This window comes from Streptomyces cyaneofuscatus (genome assembly GCF_042718795.1).
GTDB lineage: Bacteria > Actinomycetota > Actinomycetes > Streptomycetales > Streptomycetaceae > Streptomyces > Streptomyces cyaneofuscatus_A.
On record NZ_JBHXOX010000006.1, the window covers coordinates 206,809 to 223,829 of the forward strand.

17 protein-coding genes are annotated in these 17,021 nt (G+C 71.0%); 7 read left to right on the forward strand and 10 right to left on the reverse strand.

The features are described from left to right. Nucleotides 1–34: 34 nt before the first annotated feature. From ACFWRT_RS08505 to ACFWRT_RS08515, 3 genes are all read right to left on the reverse strand, one after another. A complete protein-coding gene (locus ACFWRT_RS08505; protein ID WP_032758652.1) occupies nt 35–361 on the reverse strand; it encodes a DUF3817 domain-containing protein in 327 nt (108 codons plus the stop codon). Between the two features lie 122 nt (nt 362–483). After that, nucleotides 484–993: a MarR family winged helix-turn-helix transcriptional regulator gene (locus tag ACFWRT_RS08510; RefSeq protein WP_161268193.1), complete on the reverse strand. Its 510-nt coding sequence runs from the start codon at nt 991–993 to the stop codon at nt 484–486. A 10-nt stretch (nt 994–1,003) separates the two neighbouring features. Next, complete coding sequence (locus ACFWRT_RS08515; protein WP_380950012.1) at nt 1,004–2,317, reverse strand: MFS transporter; 1,314 nt, start codon at nt 2,315–2,317, stop codon at nt 1,004–1,006. Between the two features lie 81 nt (nt 2,318–2,398). On the opposite strand from ACFWRT_RS08515, the gene ACFWRT_RS08520 reads away from it, so the two are divergent. Then, nucleotides 2,399–3,382 carry an ArsR/SmtB family transcription factor gene (locus ACFWRT_RS08520; protein ID WP_380950013.1) on the forward strand — a complete coding sequence of 328 codons (984 nt, stop codon included), beginning with the start codon at nt 2,399–2,401 and terminating at the stop codon, nt 3,380–3,382. Nucleotides 3,383–3,550: 168 nt separating this feature from the next. Then, entirely contained in the window at nt 3,551–4,603 is a 1,053-nt protein-coding gene (locus ACFWRT_RS08525; protein ID WP_380950014.1) for a glycoside hydrolase family 6 protein, read from the forward strand. A gap of 100 nt (nt 4,604–4,703) precedes the next feature. Here ACFWRT_RS08525 and ACFWRT_RS08530 read toward each other — a convergent pair whose 3' ends face one another. From ACFWRT_RS08530 to ACFWRT_RS08550, 5 genes are all read right to left on the reverse strand, one after another. Next, the gene (locus ACFWRT_RS08530; RefSeq protein ID WP_380950015.1) at nt 4,704–6,110 is read right to left on the reverse strand and encodes a collagen-binding domain-containing protein; all 1,407 of its coding nucleotides are present in this window, start codon (nt 6,108–6,110) and stop codon (nt 4,704–4,706) included. A 233-nt stretch (nt 6,111–6,343) separates the two neighbouring features. Beyond that, entirely contained in the window at nt 6,344–8,299 is a 1,956-nt protein-coding gene (gene glxA / locus ACFWRT_RS08535) for a radical copper oxidase GlxA (RefSeq protein WP_380950016.1), read from the reverse strand. 3 nt (nt 8,300–8,302) lie between these two features. Continuing rightward, the gene (locus ACFWRT_RS08540) at nt 8,303–10,189 is read right to left on the reverse strand and encodes a glycosyltransferase family 2 protein (protein WP_380950017.1); all 1,887 of its coding nucleotides are present in this window, start codon (nt 10,187–10,189) and stop codon (nt 8,303–8,305) included. 173 nt (nt 10,190–10,362) lie between these two features. After that, nucleotides 10,363–10,656, reverse strand: a complete 294-nt coding sequence (locus tag ACFWRT_RS08545) for an MTH1187 family thiamine-binding protein (protein WP_380950018.1) — start codon at nt 10,654–10,656, stop codon at nt 10,363–10,365. Next, entirely contained in the window at nt 10,653–11,003 is a 351-nt protein-coding gene (locus ACFWRT_RS08550; protein ID WP_047178856.1) for a DUF3817 domain-containing protein, read from the reverse strand. The genes ACFWRT_RS08545 and ACFWRT_RS08550 overlap by 4 nt, the downstream gene beginning before the upstream one ends. 261 nt (nt 11,004–11,264) lie before the next feature. Between ACFWRT_RS08550 and ACFWRT_RS08555 the strand changes: the two genes are divergently transcribed. The 4 genes from ACFWRT_RS08555 (at nt 11,265) to ACFWRT_RS08570 (ending at nt 13,969) form a co-directional block, all read left to right on the forward strand. After that, nucleotides 11,265–11,897 carry an AIM24 family protein gene (locus ACFWRT_RS08555; RefSeq protein ID WP_380950083.1) on the forward strand — a complete coding sequence of 211 codons (633 nt, stop codon included), beginning with the start codon at nt 11,265–11,267 and terminating at the stop codon, nt 11,895–11,897. Then, nucleotides 11,897–12,547, forward strand: a complete 651-nt coding sequence (locus tag ACFWRT_RS08560) for an AIM24 family protein (protein ID WP_202591728.1) — start codon at nt 11,897–11,899, stop codon at nt 12,545–12,547. The genes ACFWRT_RS08555 and ACFWRT_RS08560 overlap by 1 nt, the downstream gene beginning before the upstream one ends. 43 nt (nt 12,548–12,590) lie before the next feature. Then, nucleotides 12,591–13,343 (forward strand): AIM24 family protein, encoded by a 753-nt coding sequence (locus ACFWRT_RS08565; protein WP_356832126.1) that lies wholly within the window; start codon nt 12,591–12,593, stop codon nt 13,341–13,343. A gap of 149 nt (nt 13,344–13,492) precedes the next feature. Further along, nucleotides 13,493–13,969, forward strand: coding sequence for a MarR family winged helix-turn-helix transcriptional regulator (locus ACFWRT_RS08570; RefSeq protein WP_380950019.1), 477 nt, complete (start codon nt 13,493–13,495; stop codon nt 13,967–13,969). Nucleotides 13,970–14,059: 90 nt separating this feature from the next. Here the strand turns inward: ACFWRT_RS08570 and ACFWRT_RS08575 are convergent, their stop codons facing one another. Beyond that, nucleotides 14,060–15,517 (reverse strand): sensor histidine kinase, encoded by a 1,458-nt coding sequence (locus ACFWRT_RS08575; RefSeq protein ID WP_380950020.1) that lies wholly within the window; start codon nt 15,515–15,517, stop codon nt 14,060–14,062. Next, a complete protein-coding gene (locus ACFWRT_RS08580) occupies nt 15,514–16,176 on the reverse strand; it encodes a response regulator transcription factor (RefSeq protein WP_380950021.1) in 663 nt (220 codons plus the stop codon). Before ACFWRT_RS08580 ends, ACFWRT_RS08575 begins: the two co-directional genes overlap by 4 nt. Nucleotides 16,177–16,300: 124 nt before the next feature. Here ACFWRT_RS08580 and ACFWRT_RS08585 point away from each other — a divergent pair, with 124 nt between their 5' ends. After that, entirely contained in the window at nt 16,301–16,993 is a 693-nt protein-coding gene (locus tag ACFWRT_RS08585; RefSeq protein WP_380950022.1) for a PepSY domain-containing protein, read from the forward strand. The last annotated feature ends 28 nt before the right edge of the window (nt 16,994–17,021 follow it).

Here is a 17,021-nt window from a genome sequence, read left to right on the forward strand (position 1 = left end):
GGGGCGGTGAGGGGTGCCAGGGGTGCCTCGCGGATCAGGCTTTCGCGGGCTCCGCGGCGGGCTTGGTGACCAGCGCCTGGGCCTCGCGGCTGACCTTCGGCTCGACGAAGAAGGAGGCGAAGGGGATGCAGCCGGCCGCCAGCACCCACAGGAGCTTGCCGAACGGCCACTTCGCCTTGGAGCCGAGGTCGAAGGCGAAGATGACGTAGACGATGAACAGCACGCCGTGGATCTGGGAGATCACCATGGTGTCGCCGGTGTCGAAGGCGTACTTCGCGATGATCGCCACCGTGAAGACGAGCAGCCAGATGGCGGTGACGTAAGCCATCACCCGGTAGCGGGTGAGCACGTTCTGTTTCATGGACACGAGCGTAACGGGACGGCCGGGGCGATCTTCGCGCACCCCCCGGAGCACGCCGGAGCGCGCCCGGAGCACCCCAGGAGCACGCCCCGGAGCGCGCCCGGAGCACCCCCGGGCCTCGCTCACCCCTCGTCGAAGTCCTGCGCCGCCACCCGCAGCGGCCGGAGCATCGCGAAGATCTCCCCGCACTCCTCCGCGTCGTACACCCCGAGGCCGAAGTCCATCGCGACCAGGTCCTCGGTGGCCGACTCGACGACCTCGCGCCCCTTGTCGGTGATGGAGGCGAGCGTGCCGCGCCCGTCGTTCGGGTTGGGGCGCTTGCTGACCAGGCCGGACTTCACCAGCCGGTCCACCGTGTTGGTGACCGAGGTGGGGTGCACCATCAGCCGCTCCCCGATCTTGGACATCGGCAGCTCGCCCGCCTTGGAGAAGGTGAGCAGCACCAAGGCCTCGTACCGGGCAAAGGTCAGACCATACGGCTTGACGACCGCGTCCACCTCCGCCAGCAGGATCTGCTGCGCCCGCATGATCGAGGTGATCGCCCCCATGGAGGGCACGGGCCCCCAGCGCTGATGCCAGAGTTCCTCGGCACGGGCGATGGGATCGAAAGGAAGGCTGAGCGGCTTCGGCACGGCATCGACCTTACCGACTGGTCATATGCCGGTCAGCCCCGTCTCGCCTTTCGGTATCGGACATCTGTCCGGGGGTCGTACGGCGGACCTCGGCGGCGACGAGGAGCGTGACGACGGTACCGATGATTCCGGATCCGGCGACCACGTGGTGCACCGGGAAGAAGTCGGCCGCGAGCCCCGCCAGCGCCATCCCGGCGCCCTGGATCGTCATCAGTCCGGCGGTGAGCAGCGTCATGGCCCGGCCGCGCAGCTCCGGCTCCACGGCGTCCACGAACCACTGGTCGAGCCCGATGACGTACGCCGCCCCCGTCCCGGCCAGCGCGAGGGCGGCGAGCGCGAGCGGCAGGCCGGGCCGGACCACGTACACCACCAGCGGGAGCAGGCCGACGGCGGCGATGGGCAGCACGATCCGGGAGCGGGTACGGGGGCGGAGCGCGGATCCCACGAAGAGCTCGGCGCCCACGTGCCCCACCGCCATCGCGCAGAGCAGCAGCCCGAGTGCGGCCGGACCGGCGCCGATCTCGGCCACGTACGGGGCGGCCAGCGCCTCCGGGGCCACCACGAACATCGCGGGCAGCCAGAACAGGAGCAGCAGCGCCCGGATGCGGCGGTCGCCCAGGATCAGCCGGGCGCCGGAGAGCGACTCCCGGAGCAGGGTGGTGGAGCCGCCGCCGGAGACCGTACGGGCCGGGCGGTCGCGGGTGCCGAGGCGGAGGAGGGCCGCCGAGCAGAGGAAGGTGACCACGGTGACGGTGATCGCGCCGCGCGGGGAGAGCACGGTGAGCAGCGCGCCGCCCGCACCGAAGCCGATCAGCATCGCGCTCTGCGAGACGATCCGCAGGAGCGAGCGGCCGAGGACGTAGAGGTCGCCGTCGCCCAGGATGTCGGTGAGCGCGGCCATCCGGGTCCCGGTGAAGACCGGCGCGATCGCGGCCACCAGGCAGCGCAGGGCGAGGAGTCCGGCGACCGGAGTGGCGGGCACCAGCATCACGGCGACGCAGGCCGCGCAGACGAGGTCGCAGACGACGAGGACGCGGCGGGCGGGGTAGCGGTCGGCGACCCCGGCGAACAGCGTCCCGCCGATCACGTACGGGAGCAGCCCCAGCGCGAAGGTCAGGGCGCTGAGCAGCGGGGAGCCGGTGAGGTCGTAGACGAGCACGGTGAGCGCGAGTTCGCTGACGACGACGCCGAGGAGTGAGAGCAGGTGGGCGGCGAAGACGGCCCGGAACTCGCGGACGCGGAAGACGGCGCGGTAGCCGGTGGGCGGGGTGGAGGAGGGCGGGGTGGACGAGGACGGCTGGGTGGACGAGGACGGCTGGGACATGGCAGGAGCCTGAGGCGGGACGGCCGCGCGCTCTAGACTTTCGGCTGGGGACGAATCTTCGACGCGTGGGCGGGGGCCGGTATGCCGTTCCGGTTGCACTTCGACGAGAGCGACCTGCTGCGCTGCCGGTTCGCGCTCTCGCCGCTGGTCGAGACCCAGGAGGCGGTGCGCACCCTGGCCCGCCACCACCGCCACGGCTACCACCTGCCGTGGCTCCGGCGGATCCGGGACGCGGCGGCGGCGCTCGACCTCGAACCGCTCTGGCTTCTGATGCCCGACGGCGGCCACAACCCGGACTTCATCTGCCCGCCCCCGATCGGCCCGCTCGCCACCTTCGAGGAGGAGATCGCGGGCGTGCGGGCGGTCGATCCGGAGGTGGCGCGGGCGGACATGGAGCTGGCGCTTCTGGAGCGGCCCGGCGCCCGGGAGTCGGCGACCGGCCGCCGGCTGCTGGCCGATCCGGCGCGGAGTGTGCGGAAGCTGGCCGATCTGCTGGAGCGGGCCTGGCAGGCGCTGATCGAGCCGTACTGGCCCCGGCTGCGGGCGCTGCTGGAGGCGGACATCGCGTACCACTCGCGCAAGCTCGCGGACAGCGGGCTCGCGGGGCTGCTGGGCGAGGTGAGTACGCAGCTGAGCTGGAACGGTTCGACGCTCACCGTCAAGGGCACGCGCGGCGACCACGAACAGGTGCTGGGCGGCCAGGGCCTGGTGCTGATGCCGAGCGTCTTCGTCTGGCCCGAGGTGGTGGGCGGCCACCTGGAGCCGTGGCAGCCGGGGCTGATCTACCCGGCGCGCGGGATCGGCGGGCTGTGGAGCGAGGCCGGCGAACAGACGCCGCAGGCCCTGGCCCGGCTGCTGGGCCGGGTCCGCGCGGACGTCCTGTGCGCGCTGGACGAACCGGCCGGGACGAGCACCCTGGCCCACCGGCTCGACCTCGCGCCGTCCTCCGTGTCGGCGCATCTGTCGGTGCTGCGGGGGGCCGGGCTGCTGACGTCGCGGCGGTACGGACACCAGGTGCTGTACGAGCGGACGCCGCTGGGGATCACGCTGGCGGCCGGCGTCTGAGCAGGCCGATGCCTCAGCGGAGGCCGGTGACGGATGGTGTCGTGGCACCACTCTCGGTGACCGATATGTCACGATTGCTGACGTCTGCCCGCGCTCAGCCTTCCGCTGTGCCGTCCGGCACCACGCCGTCCCGTATCCGTGAGAGCCACCGCCGTCCGAGGGGGCTGGATGTCCGGCCGTAGAACCGTTTCCCGAGTCCGCAGTGTCTTCGGGGTTCCCCCCGCCCTGGCCGCCGCCGCTCTCGCGGCCGCCCTCACGGCGGGCTGCTCCGCACCGGGCGGCGCGAGCCCCACGGCCGCCGAGGCCGACCCCGTACGCGGGGAACCGGCGCCGAGCGCGGCCTCCCCCTACTGGGTGGACCCGGACAGCGACGCCGCCCACCAGGTGCGTGCCTGGGACCGGGCGGGCCGGGAGGACGACGCGAAGGCGCTGCGGCGGATCGCCGACCGGCCGGTGGCGCTCTGGCCCGCCTGGGACGCGCCCGGGCCCGAGATCGTCGCCGCCGCGAAGGCCGCGGCCGAGACGAAGAAGAGCGTCCTGCTCGTCGCGTACAACATCCCCCACCGCGACTGCGGGCTCTACTCCGCGGGCGGGGCCAAGGACGCGGACGCCTACCGGTCCTGGCTCGGTGAGTTCGCCGAGGCCATCGGCGACGCCCCGGCCACCGTCATCCTGGAGCCCGACGCCCTCCCCCACATCGCTGACGGCTGCACCCCGCCCGAGCACCACGCCGAGCGCTACCAACTGCTCTCCGAGGCCGTGGACACGCTCAAGGCCCAGCCGCGCACCAAGGTCTACCTGGACGCGGGCAACCCCGACTGGATCAAGGAACCGTCCAAGATCGCCGAGCCGCTGCGCCAGGCCGGGATCGACCGGGCCGACGGCTTCTCGCTGAACGTCTCCAACTTCCAGTCGAACGCGAGCGTGAAGGAGTACGGGGCCCTCCTCTCCGACGCCGTCGGCGGCGGCGCGCACTACGTGATCGACACCAGTCGCAACGGCGGCGGCCCCCTCACCGGGGACCGCGCCGAGGCCTGGTGCAACCCGCCCGGCCGGGCGCTCGGCACGCCCCCGACCACCGACACCCGCGACGACCGGCTCGACGCCTACCTGTGGATCAAGCGGCCCGGCGAGTCGGACGGCACCTGCCGGGGCGGCCCGGAGGCGGGCACGTGGTGGCCGGAGTACGCGCTGGGACTGGCTGAGCGCGCGAAGTCCTGAACCAGGCGCGCGGTGTCGTGGCCCTTGGAGCACGACACCGCGCGCTCAGCGGGTCAGGAACAGCGGGGCCGGTCCCGCGCCCTGGACTCCGCCGGCGGCGTCAGTGGCGCGGGCGCCGGCGCAGCTTCAGGGCCAGACCGCCGGCAGCGGCCAGCAGCGCGCCGCCCGCGAGGAAGCCCATGCCCGACGATCCACTGTTCGCCAGTTCGTGGTCGGGTCCGTGTCCGTAGGGGTCCGAGGGCGTGGGGTGCGGGTGCTCGCTCGACCAGGTCGGGCCGGGAGTGGGTTCGGTCGGCGAGGGAGTGGGAGTCGGCTCAGTCGGGGTGGGAGTCGGCGTGGAGTCTGTGGGGGTCGGCGTCGGCTCGGTCGGCGTCGGCGTCGGCTCGGTCGGCGTCGGCGTCGGCTCGGTGGGGGTCGGAGTCGGGGTGGGGGTGGAGGTGCACACGATGTCCGCGTCGAAGGGGAACTCATGGATCTCGCCGGCGTTGACCGCACCTGAGCCACCCCCGGTCAGCGGCCCCGCGATCAGCTCCCTGGCGATGATCTGCCCCTCGATGTTCGAGGGGTCCAGGTCGGTGACCTTGGCACGCGGCGCGTAAAGGGTGCCTTCGAGGGAGTCGCCGTCCGTGATGGTGATATCGGTGGCGTCGGGGAAGTTCCACAGGATGTAGGGGGCCTGGTTGCCCGAGACGCCCGCCAGCTCCGGGATGCTCCAGGAGTAGGTGCCCGCGCTGCCGGTGGTGTCCACATTGATCACCAGCGGGGTGGAGGCGGTGGGCTCGTCGTCGAAGTCGAGTTCGGCGAGGTTGTCGAGGTTCTCGCCGGTGATGTTCAGGACGTTGGTCTGCCCGGCGGCCAGTCGGATATGCGCCCGGCTGCCGAGCGGTACGGCACCCTGGTCGGGCAGCGGCTCGCCCTGGTCGTCCCGGAGGAGGACGTCGGCGGAACAGGCGGCGATGTCCGTGGAGCGCTCCCGGAAGGCGGCGAAGGCCGCGCCGAAGTCCATGAGGCCGCTCTGGTGGACATTCGCCTCGCTCTGGCGGGCCGTCGTCTCGATGCGCGGCGTGGAGTCGTAACCGGCGCCTTCCACGACCTCGCGCGTGCTGACCTGGGCTCCGTTGGCGTCCTGGTTCAGGGCGTCGCTGCCGGTGGGGTCGCCGACCTTGAGGTAACCGTTGCTGAGGACGCGCAGCACGCCCTGCTGGGAGCTGCCTGCCCAGTCGACCTGGCCGTTCACCAGAAGGGCGGTCGGCACGGCGTCGCCGGGAGCGGTGAAGGTGCCGGGCGTTCTGAGGCCCACGTTGTATCCGGGGCCCATGGTCAGGTTGCCACCGATGGCGACGGCACCCTCGGTCTCGGTGCTGCCCAGGGTGGCGTCGCCTTCGACGACGACGCCGAACCCGTTGCTGCCGCCCAGCGGGTTGCCCGTGTAGTCGGCGGAGGCCGGTGCGGCTGCCGCCAGGCACAGGGTGCATGCGGTCACGGTGATCAGACTCGTCCGATTCATGCTGCGGACCGTAGGCAGAGCGCCCCAGGCGTCACGGGGCACCTCACCACCACCGTCGCCCGAACGGATGTTTGAGATTGGACCGTACGGTCGCATGCGAGCGCCGTGACCGCTCCCGCCGAACGAGCGGAAAAGCTCTCATATGACGATCCGATCGCCACGCGAACCGCAGGGGCGCGGTTTCCGCAGGGCCCGCTACCTCGTCGTCGTACCGTGTGCGAGGCCTCCGGCCCTCAGGACGCCTTGACCCACTTCGCCTCGGACGGGATGCCGTCGGTGTCGGTGACGAAGAGCATGTACCAGCCGGGCGGCACCAGCGTGGGGTCGTCCGGCACGCTCACGCTGACCTCGCCCTTGCTCTTCTTCAGGCCCAGCTCGATGGAGCGCTGCTCCACGTCCGTGGTGTGGGTGACCGCGCTCGGCCGCATCAGCCGGGCCGTCGCGATCCGGTCCGCTTCGGCGCTCTTGTACGTGACCGTCTGCCCGCGCTCGACCGCCTCGGGGCCGTCCCCGATCACCGGCCGCTTGTCCTTGCCCCGGTGCAGGGCGGGCGGGGTGTAGACCTCCATGCGCTGCTCGAACTTGCCGAGCTTGGTGTTGTCCTTGTCGCCGTAGAGCGAGTCGGAGCCGAAGGTGGCGACCCGGCCGTCGGGCAGCAGCAGCGCCTCGGAGTGGTAGTTGCGGCCGACCGTCGGCTCGGCCGCCTCCTTGAAGGTGTTGGTCTTCGGGTCGTAGGACTGCGCCTTGAGGATGTTGCTGTTGCCGCGCCCCCGGTAGTCCTCGGATCCGCCACTGGTGAAGACGGTGTCGTCCGGCATGATCACGCTGTTCAGGTAGCGCGTACCCTGCGGCAGATCGGGGCCCGGCTTGAAGGCCGGGCTGGCCTGCTTCAGGTCGATGACGGCCGTGCGGGCCGTGGACTTCTTGGACTCACCGACCCCGCCCCCGCCGAGCACCATCACCCTCTGGTCCTGCACGGGCGGCAGCAGCAGCGAGGCCGCCGTCTCCAGCTCGTCGGTGTCGGTCAGACCGGGCACCTTGGTGAAGGTGTTCTTCCTGATGTCCCAGATCCCCGGCTCGCGCCCCTTGTCGGCCGGTCCGTAACCCGCGTTGGCGCCCGGGTAGAAGAGCTTGCCGCCCTTGGTCAGGAAGAGCGCCGGGTAGGTCGGGAAGTAGTGGAACGGACCCTTGGACCACTTCTTGGTCTTCGGGTCGTAGATCTCGTTGTCGCCCGGCAGGATCGCGCCGACGTCGTCGAGACCGGAGACGGAGAGCACCCGGCCGTCCTCCAGGCCGACGAGCGTCGGGTACCAGCGGGCCTCCTTCATCGGGTCGACCTTGATGTACTTCTCCGCCGTCGGGTCGAACTCGTAGGCGGCCCTGATCCCCTGGAAGTCCTGCTTGTCCATGGTGATCTTCTCGGCGATCCCGTACGAGTTGGCCGCCTCCTTGCCCTTCAGCCCGACGATCTCGTACTGGGCGGCCTCGGCCGCCACCGCCTCGACGCCGTCGTTCACCGCCTCCACGAAGACCCGCTGCTCGGCCGCCGTCACCTTCGTCTTCCACGGCTTCATCTGGCCGCTCTCGAAGTACGTGACCTCGAAGTCGCGCTTCGCCCTGGGCACGGTGACGTCGAACTTGGCGGCGTACTCGACACCGGCCGGCGAGCGGAAGACCGTGCCCTTCTTCAGCTTCAGCGGCTTGTCCGGGTTCTCGTTCTTGACCCGCATCCCGCCGCCGGCCCGCTTCACCTTGTCGTCCAGGACCTCGTAGCGGGCGGTGCCGCCGGCGATCAGGAGGCGCCCGTCGGGGAGCTGGGCGTGGCCGCCGCAGAAGAAGTCCTCCGGGGTGGGGATCTTCTGGAAGACGTTCTCGGCCGGGTCCCACAGCACGGTGTCGAAGGTGCCCGCGTCGAAGTTCTTCTCGTCGTTGCCGGAGCCCGCCACGATCAGCACCTTCCCGGTGTGCAGGAGCGCCGCGTGGATGGCGTTGGTGCGGTACTCCTCCGGGATGTCGACCCGCTTCCAGGAACCGTACTCCGCCTGGTACTTCGGCTGGGCGATCTTGTACGCGTGGTACTGGTCCTCCGCGAAGGAGAGCGCCGCCGGGGCGTTGAGCCCCGCCAGCACGACCACGGCGCCGCCGCCCAGGAGCGTCTTCCGCATCTTCTTCGAAGGCCGGTAGGCCATGGGTCAGTTCCCTCCTGCCGTGGTGGCGGCGGTGGCACCGGCACTCGCGCTGCTGGTCGCCGGGGCGCTGGTCGTGGTCGTGGTCTTGGTGGTCAGATACGTCGGCTCGGGCAGCGCCTGCTGTACGGGGGCGGGCGCGGGCGCCTGAGCAGGCGCGGGAGCGGGTGCGGGTGCGGTTGCGGTTGCCGTTGCGGGGACGGCGCTGCGTGCCCGCGTACGCCGGTCGCGCCACTCCGTCCAGACCCACACCGCGACCGGCGACAGGGATATCGCGAGCCCCAGCGTCGCCCAGGTCCGCATCGCGACATGTGTGTGGTCCAGGTAGACCGAGGCGGCGAGCGAGGAGAACAGCACCGCCGCCCAGGCCAGATGGATACGGAAGGTGAGCAGCCGGTCCGGGGAGACCTGGCCGCCCTTGGGCGTGACGACGAACCGGCCCTCCGTGCGCAGCACCGCCGAGCCGAGCGACTTGAGGTAGATCGGCGCGGAGAGCGCGGACATGGCCATCCCGGCGAGGCCGCCGGAGCCCTCGGGCTCGTGCGGGGAGACGTTGTGGCGCCGGTTCCAGAGGTAGAGCCCGATCTGGAGGGCCGCCGCGTCGCTGTAGAGCATCAGCCAGATGGAGGCGGCGACCTGGGTTCCGGACGCGCCGAACCAGAGGAAGAGCACACAGCTGAGCACACCCAGCAGCCAGTTGACGGCCGTCATGGGGTAGTAGACGAGCATCAGGGTGTAGCTGAGGAGCCGGCCGGGCGGCACCCGGAACAGCGCCTTGCCGTACTGCTTGAACAGCGTCTCGTACGTCCCCCGCGACCAGCGCAGTTGCTGGGTGAAGAAGTCCGTCCAGGACGCGGGCCCCTCGCCGACGGCCAGCACGTCGGGGGTGTAGACGGAGCGCCAGAAGCGGCCGGTGAGGGGGTTGCGGCGGCGGTGCATCTCGAAGCCGGTCGCCATGTCCTCGGTGATGGAGTCGTACAGCCCGCCGACCTGGCGTACGGCGGCGGTGCGGACGACGTTGTTGGTGCCGACGAACATCGGGGCGCCGTAGCGGTTGCCCGCGCGCTGGATCAGTGCGTGGAAGAGGAACTGCTGCGATTCGGCGGCCTTGGTGACGGCCGAGTCGTAGTTCCCGTAGACCTGCGGGCCGACGACGAAGGCGACGTCCGGGTCGCGGAAGTAGCCCAGCATCCGCTCCAGGAAGTTGGGCATCGGCACATGGTCGGTGTCGACGGAGGCGAAGAAGTCGTAGGCGTCGCCGTGCAGGGCGATCCAGGCGTTGTAGTTGCCGTGCTTCGTCTTCGCCTTGTGGACGCCCTTCTTACGGTTCCACTCGGGCACCCCGCGCCGGGTGAAGTGGTGCACCCCCAGCTCCGCACAGAGCATCCGGGCGGCCGGGTCGTCGCCCTCGTCGAGGAGCCAGATGTCCAGCGGCCCGTCGTGCGTGAGGCGCACCGCGCCCTTCAGGGTGGCGCGCACCATGGAGAGCGGTTCCTTGCCGGGGACGTACGTGGTGAGGAAGGCGACCCGGGTGCCCGGCTCGGGCGTCACGGGTACGGGGTCGCGCGCGACCATCGTGGCGTGCGCGATGGAGACCACGTTGACCAGCATGAAGAGCCCGATCAGGCCGATCGAGACCAGCATCGCGGTGTCGGCGACGACGAGCCACCGCTCCCCGTTCTCCCGCTCGGTCCAGTGCGTGGGCCAGACCAGGTAGAGCATCAGGGTGGCGGTGAGCACCGGGGCGAGCGTCATCAGGAGGACGGCCCTTATTCGGTGCTTCTCGCTCGAGAGCAGGGATCGGTACCGGACTCGGTATCCCTCCGGGTCCGGCTCGGTGAGCGGACCCGCGAGCCGGCTGTAGGTGTCGTAGTCGTAGCCCTCCGACCGCACCGTGCCTCCCACTGTCGAACGGGTTGATATCCCCACAGAAGGGGACAGGCAACGGCGTGTCGACTTGGCAGGTCCGAGTGAGGGGTTTTTGATCCGGGACCGGAAAAGCCCCCGGCCGTGTGGCGCCGGGGGCTTATCGGGTGAACGCGGGCCGGCCGCGGGCCGACGGGACGTCAGGGGGCGAGATACCGCTCCACCGTCTCGACCTTCGAGGTCAGGCCGTCGGTGACACCAGGTCGGATGTCGGCCTTCAGTACCAGGGAGACGCGTCCGGCGCGGGCCTCGACGACGGCCACGGCGCGCTTGACGACGTCCATGACCTCGTCCCACTCCCCCTCGATGGAGGTGAACATGGCGTCGGTCCGGTTGGGCAGACCCGACTCCCGTACGACCCGCACGGCGTCGGCGACGTACTCGCCGACGTCCTCACCGACACCGAGCGGGGAGACCGAGAAGGCGACGATCATGCGCTGACCGTGCCCTCGCGGCGGGCGCGGGCGGCGATGACGCCGTCGGCCTCGTACTTCTTGAGCAGCTTGTCGCCGTAGAGGCCGCCGAAGGGGATCAGCGACAGGACGAAGAAGAGGGCGACGCGCTTGAGCGGCCACTTGGCCTTCATCCAGACGTCGAGCAGGAACACGGCGTAGATCACGAAGAGCACGCCGTGGATCATGCCGAGCGGCATCATCAGGAAGTCGATGTCCGAGACCCGGCTGAGGACCGAGCCGAAGAGGATCAGGGCCGGGAAGGACAGCGCCTCGGGAATCGAGATGAGGCGCAGCCGGTGCAGGGCGGAAGCGGTCTTGATGTCCACAGGGGCACCTTCGGTGGGAGGGGGTCGCGTGGGCTTGTGAACGCGGGCACAAGCCGCTCCCATTGTGGCATCGCGCCGCCCCGCCCCGGCCGCCGGGGGCCTGGCGCGTGCGCGGGCGCGCGTATCGCCGCATATCAGGGCCGGTCGGGGCGCGCATCATCAGGACCGGTCCAGGTGCGCATCAGGGGAGCATCAGGGGCGTAACGGTTCCGTGGGACCTGGCCGGAGCGGGGGGCGGGCGGCTACCTTCGTCGCGTGGCGATGTTCCGACTCCAAGGCAGCAAGACGCTCGCCGTCGATCTGACGGGCGATGTGGTCAAGGCGAAGAACGGCTCGATGGTCGCGTACGACGGCCGGGTGAGCTTCAAGAAGCTGTCCGGCGGCGGTGAGGGCCTCCGTGGGATGGTGACCCGCCGGCTGACCGGCGAACAGATGACGGTGATGGAGGTGTCCGGGCAGGGCACCTGCTACTTCGCCGACCGGGCGAGCGAGATCAGCCTGGTCTCCCTGCACGGCGACAAGCTGTACGTGGAGGCGAGCAACCTGCTGGCCACCGACTCCGGCCTGCGCACGGGGACCACGTTCACCGGCCTGCGCGGCGGGGCGAGCGGCAACGGCCTGTTCACCACCACGGTGGAGGGCACCGGCCAGGCGGCGATCACGTCGGACGGCCGGGCGGTGATCCTGCGGGTGACCCCGCAGTATCCGCTGATGGTCGACCCCGGCGCGTACATCGCCCACCAGGGCCACCTCCAGCAGCACCTCCAGTCCGGGGTGAACTTCCGGACGCTGATGGGCGAGGGCTCGGGCGAGGCGTTCCAGATCCGCTTCGAGGGCGACGGCCTGGTCTACGTACAGCCGAGCGAGCGCAACACCGTCGGGGGCGATGTCTGATGCCGTTCCGGGAGATCAACTCCAAGATGATCGAGGCCACGGTGGTCCCGGGCCAGAAGCTGTTCAGCCAGCGCGGCGCGATGCTGGCCTACCGGGGCGAGGTCTCCTTCACCCCGAACATCCAGGGCGGCCAGGGCGGCTTCGCCTCGATGATCGGCCGCCGGGTGGCGGGCGAGGCGACCCCGCTCATGACGGTCGAGGGCTCGGGGACGGTGATGTTCGGCCACGGTGGCCACCACATCCAGGTGATCAACCTGGCCGGCGACACCCTGTACGTGGAGGCCGACCGCCTCCTCGCCTTCGACGGCTCCCTCCAGCAGGGCACGATGTTCATGGGCTCGCAGGGCGGGGTGATGGGCATGGTGCGCGGCCAGGTGACCGGCCAGGGCCTGTTCACCACCACCCTCAAGGGGCACGGCGCGGTCGCGGTGATGGCGCACGGCGGGGTGATCGAACTGCCGATCACCCCCGGCCGGGACATCCACGTGGACCCGCAGGCGTACGTCGCCCACCACGGGGACGTACGCAACAAGCTCTCCACGGCCGTCGGCTGGCGGGACATGGTGGGGCGCGGCTCCGGCGAGGCGTTCCAGCTCGAGCTGAGCGGGAACGGCGCGGTGTACGTCCAGGCATCGGAGGAGAAGCTGTGAGCACGCCGGTGACCGTCGGGGAGAAGCCGATCGAGGAGAAGTCGTGAGTACCCCTGTGATCTTCGATCCGATGACGCTGCCGTCGGACGACAACGTCAACTCCTACACCTTCTGCGTGGAGCTCAAGGGGAGCCGGTGGTTCCTGCAGAAGGGGAAGATGATCGCCTACTACGGGCAGATCAACTTCGACGGCATCGGGCACGGCCGGTTCGACCGGCTGGTGCGCTCCAGCTTCCACTCGCCGCTGCACGCGAGTGACTGGGTGGTGGCCGAGGGCAGCGGGAAGATGCTGCTCGCGGACCGGGCCTTCGATGTGAACTCCTTCGACCTGGACGAGGGGAACCTGACGATCCGGTCGGGGAACCTGCTGGCGTTCGACCCGTCGCTGGCGCTGAAGCAGTCGATCGTGCCGGGGTTCGTGACGCTGATCGGTACGGGGAAGTTCGTGGCCGCGTCGAACGGTCCGGTGGTCTTCATGGAGCCGCCGCTGCGGGTCGACCCGCAGGCGCTGGTGGGCTGGGCCGACTGCCCCTCACCGTGCCACCACTACGACCACGGGTACATGACGGGCGTGATGGGCGGAATCCGGTCACTCACGGGCATCGGCGGCACCTCGGGAGAGGAGCACCAGTTCGAGTTCGTGGGGGCGGGCACGGTGCTGCTCCAGTCCAGCGAGGCACTGATGGCCGAGCAGGCGACGGGCGCTGTGCCGGGTGAACCGGGCGTTCCGGGCGGCGGATCCGCACCACGCATGCCCGGCCAGCTGGGGGACCTCCAGCGTCGCTTCGGCTTGTGAGCGGTAGGCTGCGGAGTGTGACGTCGAACGTCTGCACCCAGCCGTCGGTCCTTGCATGCCACCCCGTCGACACTCCGCCGGTTCCGGGGTGCCTGTCGTCACACCTCTTAATTTCGTCCGGCTTTCAACATCTTAGGTAGAATCGATATATGGAGACCGAGACGGCCACCCGCTGGCTGAGCGACACGGAGCAGTGCGCCTGGCGCACCCACCTGGACGTCAGCAGGCTGCTGATGCACCAGTTGGAGAAGGACCTCCAGCCGTTCGGCCTGACCATGAACGACTACGAGATCCTGGTCAACCTCTCCGAGTCCGAGGACCAGCGGATGCGGATGAGCGACCTCGCCGCCGCCACCCTGCAGTCCAAGAGCCGGCTCTCGCACCAGATCACCCGGATGGAGAGCGCGGGCCTGGTCCGCCGTACGCACTGCGAGTCGGACCGGCGCGGGCTGTACGCGGTCCTCACCGAGCTGGGCGCGGAAACCATGCGCAAGGTCGCCCCGCACCACGTCGAATCGGTGCGCAACCACTTCATGGACCTGCTCTCCCCGGAGGCCCTGGCGGAGCTGCACGCGGCGCTGACGCCGATCGCGGAGCACCTGCGGGGGCGGCGCGGGAAGCCGTGACGCCTGCGGCCTGACCGGCGCCTTCGCGGGGCCGGTCAGGCCACAGGGCCGGTCAGGCCGCGGCGGCGTACGGCTTCGGTCAGGCCACGTTCACGCCGCGCGCGGCAGCCAGAGCCGGAACGCCGCGCCGCCTTCCGGCGCCTCGTGGATCGTGAGCGTTCCGCCGTGGCGCGTGGCCACGTCCCGGGCGATGGCGAGGCCGAGACCGGCGCCGCCGTCGTCACGGCTGCGGGCGTCGTCCAGCCGGACGAACCGTTCGAAGATCCGCTCCCGCTCGTCCTCCGGAACGCCGGTCCCGTCGTCACGGACCTCCACCCGCACCCCGGACCCGTCGGCCGCGACCCGGACGGCGACCAGGCTCTCCGCGTGCCGCTGGGCGTTGTCCAGCAGATTGCCGACGACCCGGGCCACCTGCCCGCGCGACCCGTTCACCTCGTACGAAGCGCCCTCGGCCGCCTCCACCTCCACCGTCACCGGGATCCGGTCGCCGGTCCGCTGGGACACCTCCTCGCGCACCAGCGCCCCCACCTCCAGGCGGGCGGCGCCGGGCTTCTCCCCCGCGTCCAGCCGGGCCAGCAGCAGCAGATCCGCCGCCAGCACCTGGAGGCGTACGGTGTCGGCGACCGCGCCCGGGAGGTCCAGCAGCTCCGGGTGGGCCTCGGCCACCTCCAACTGGGTACGGAGCGAGGCGATCGGGGAGCGCAGCTCGTGCGAGGCGTCCGCGACGAACCGCCGCTGACGCTCCACGGACGCCTCCAGGACGGTGAGCGTCTCGTTGGTGGTCCTGGCCAGCGCGGCGATCTCGTCGCGTGAGCCGGGCTCCGGGACGCGGCGGGCCAGGTCCTCGGATGCGGTGATCGCGGCCATCTCGCGGCGGATGCCCTCGACGGGCCGCAGCGCGCGCCGGGTCACCAGCCAGGTCACCCCGGCGACGACGGCCAGCAGCAGCGGCAGCCCGGTCAGCATGGCCCCGCGCACGGTGTTCACGGCCTCCTGCTCGGCGGCGAGCGGGGCGCCCGCGTGGACGGTCAGCGTGAGTCCGGCGGGGGTGGTCGCCTCGACGGCGGCGAACCGGTAGTCGGCCCGCTTGCCGTCCACGGTGGCGGTGCCGTCGGAGAAGTCCGGGTCGTCGGAGGAGACCTCGCCGCGTGCGGGCCGCGCGCTGTCGCCACCGTCCTCGTCGTCGCCGTCGTCATCGTCGTCCCCGGGCGAGGGGGTGGCGCCGGCCGAGGCGGAGGGTACGGGGCTGACGCCCGGCGAGGCGGTCCCGGAGATGGCCCGCAGCCCCTGGGACACGAACACCACCCGCCCCTCCTCGTCGGTCACCTGGACCGGGTGGTCCTCCTCGTCGTCCAGGTCGAGATCGGCGAAGGCGGTGTCGAGGGCGAGCTGCCCGGCCACCTCCCGGGCGGCGACCTCCGCCTGGAGGTCCGCCTGGTCGATCAGGTTGGTCCGCAGCACGGAGAGCACGGCGAGCCCGGCGGCGACCAGGGCGACGGCGACGACCAGGGTGGCGCCGATGGCGGCCCTGGCCCGTACGGACCTCATCCCGCCTCCAGCCGGTAGCCGGCGCCACGCACCGTACGAATGGAATCAGCGCCCAACTTGCGGCGCAGGGTGGAGATGTAGACCTCCACGATGTTCGGGTCGCCGTCGTAGGCGAAGTCCCAGACGTGTTCCAGGATCTCCGCCTTGCTGACCACCTGCCCGGCGCGCAGGGCGAGTTGCTCCAGCACCGCGAACTCCTTGGCGGTGAGCGTGCATTCGTCCTCGCCCCGGTGGACTCGGCGGGCGGCGGTGTCGATGCGGAGGGTGCCGACGGTGAGGACGGGGGCGGCGGTCCCGGCGCCGCGTCGGCGCAGCAGGGCGCGGACCCGGGCGACGAGGACGACGTAGCTGAAGGGCTTGGTCAGGTAGTCGTCGGCGCCGGTGTCGAGCCCCTCGGCCTCGTCGTACTCGCCGTCCTTGGCGGTCAGCATGAGGATCGGCACCTCGTGCCCGGCGGCGCGCAGGGCACCGCAGACCCGGTAGCCGTTCATGCCGGGCAGCATGATGTCGAGGATGACGAGGTCGTAGCCGCCTTCGCTCGCCCGGTGGAGCCCTTCGAGCCCGTCGTGCACGACGTCCACGGCGAAGCCCTCGGCGGTGAGTCCCCGGGCGAGGGACACCGCGAGACGCTTCTCGTCCTCCACGATCAACAGGCGCATGCGCACAGCCTCGCAAACTCCACCTGAAGACGCCTTCAGGAGGCTTCAGGCTGCGTTCAGCAAGAGGTCGGCAGTGTGGACCCCGTCAACCAGCACAGCACAGCAGCTCTCGGGGAGGACCCTCATGAAGCGCAACGTCACCATCGCCGCCGTCACCGCCGCCGTCCTCATCGGCGGCACGGCCGCCGCCACCGTCGCCTTCGCGGACGACGGCGACGACCGCAGGACCGGTACGTCGGTCCAGCAGCCGACGACGGACGGCAAGGACCAGGCCCCTGCCAGGACCACCTCCGTCACGCTCGACCAGGCCGTGGCCGCCGCGCTGAAGAGCGCCCCCGGCACGGTCACGGAGGCCGGTCTCGACGACGATGACGATGACGACGACGGCGGCCGTACGGTCTGGGAGCTGGACGTCCACGGCTCCGACAAGACCTGGCACGACGTGACGGTGGACGCCACCACCGGCAAGGTCCTCAAGACCCGCGAGGACGACGACAACGACGACCGCGACCGCAACGCGCCCCGCGCCTCCACGGTCACCCTGAACCAGGCGGCGGAGGCGGCCCTGAAGACCGCGCCGGGCAGCATCACGTCGATCGACCTGGACGACGATGACGATGACGACGACAGCGGCCGCAAGGGCAGCGTCCTGCGCTGGGACGTCGACATCACCGGCAAGGACGGCAAGCAGCACGAGCTGAAGGTCGACGCGAAGACCGGCAAGGTCACCGTGGACCGCGACGACGAAGGGGACGACGACCGGGACGACCGCGCGGACGACCGCGACGACCGGAACGACGACCGCGACGACGACTGACCGCCCGCCGCCCGGAACCTCCGCACCA

Coding starts and splice junctions, on each gene's coding strand:
- ACFWRT_RS08505 (WP_032758652.1), bottom strand. CDS start 361: ATGAAACAGAACGTGCTCACCCGCTACCGGGTGATGGCTTACGTCACC.
- ACFWRT_RS08525 (WP_380950014.1), top strand. CDS start 3,551: ATGTCCGGCCGTAGAACCGTTTCCCGAGTCCGCAGTGTCTTCGGGGTT.
- glxA (WP_380950016.1), bottom strand. CDS start 8,299: ATGGCCTACCGGCCTTCGAAGAAGATGCGGAAGACGCTCCTGGGCGGC.
- ACFWRT_RS08585 (WP_380950022.1), top strand. CDS start 16,301: ATGAAGCGCAACGTCACCATCGCCGCCGTCACCGCCGCCGTCCTCATC.
- ACFWRT_RS08560 (WP_202591728.1), top strand. CDS start 11,897: ATGCCGTTCCGGGAGATCAACTCCAAGATGATCGAGGCCACGGTGGTC.
- ACFWRT_RS08520 (WP_380950013.1), top strand. CDS start 2,399: ATGCCGTTCCGGTTGCACTTCGACGAGAGCGACCTGCTGCGCTGCCGG.
- ACFWRT_RS08580 (WP_380950021.1), bottom strand. CDS start 16,176: ATGCGCCTGTTGATCGTGGAGGACGAGAAGCGTCTCGCGGTGTCCCTC.
- ACFWRT_RS08575 (WP_380950020.1), bottom strand. CDS start 15,517: ATGAGGTCCGTACGGGCCAGGGCCGCCATCGGCGCCACCCTGGTCGTC.
- ACFWRT_RS08530 (WP_380950015.1), bottom strand. CDS start 6,110: ATGAATCGGACGAGTCTGATCACCGTGACCGCATGCACCCTGTGCCTG.
- ACFWRT_RS08515 (WP_380950012.1), bottom strand. CDS start 2,317: ATGTCCCAGCCGTCCTCGTCCACCCAGCCGTCCTCGTCCACCCCGCCC.
- ACFWRT_RS08570 (WP_380950019.1), top strand. CDS start 13,493: ATGGAGACCGAGACGGCCACCCGCTGGCTGAGCGACACGGAGCAGTGC.
- ACFWRT_RS08545 (WP_380950018.1), bottom strand. CDS start 10,656: ATGATCGTCGCCTTCTCGGTCTCCCCGCTCGGTGTCGGTGAGGACGTC.
- ACFWRT_RS08555 (WP_380950083.1), top strand. CDS start 11,265: ATGTTCCGACTCCAAGGCAGCAAGACGCTCGCCGTCGATCTGACGGGC.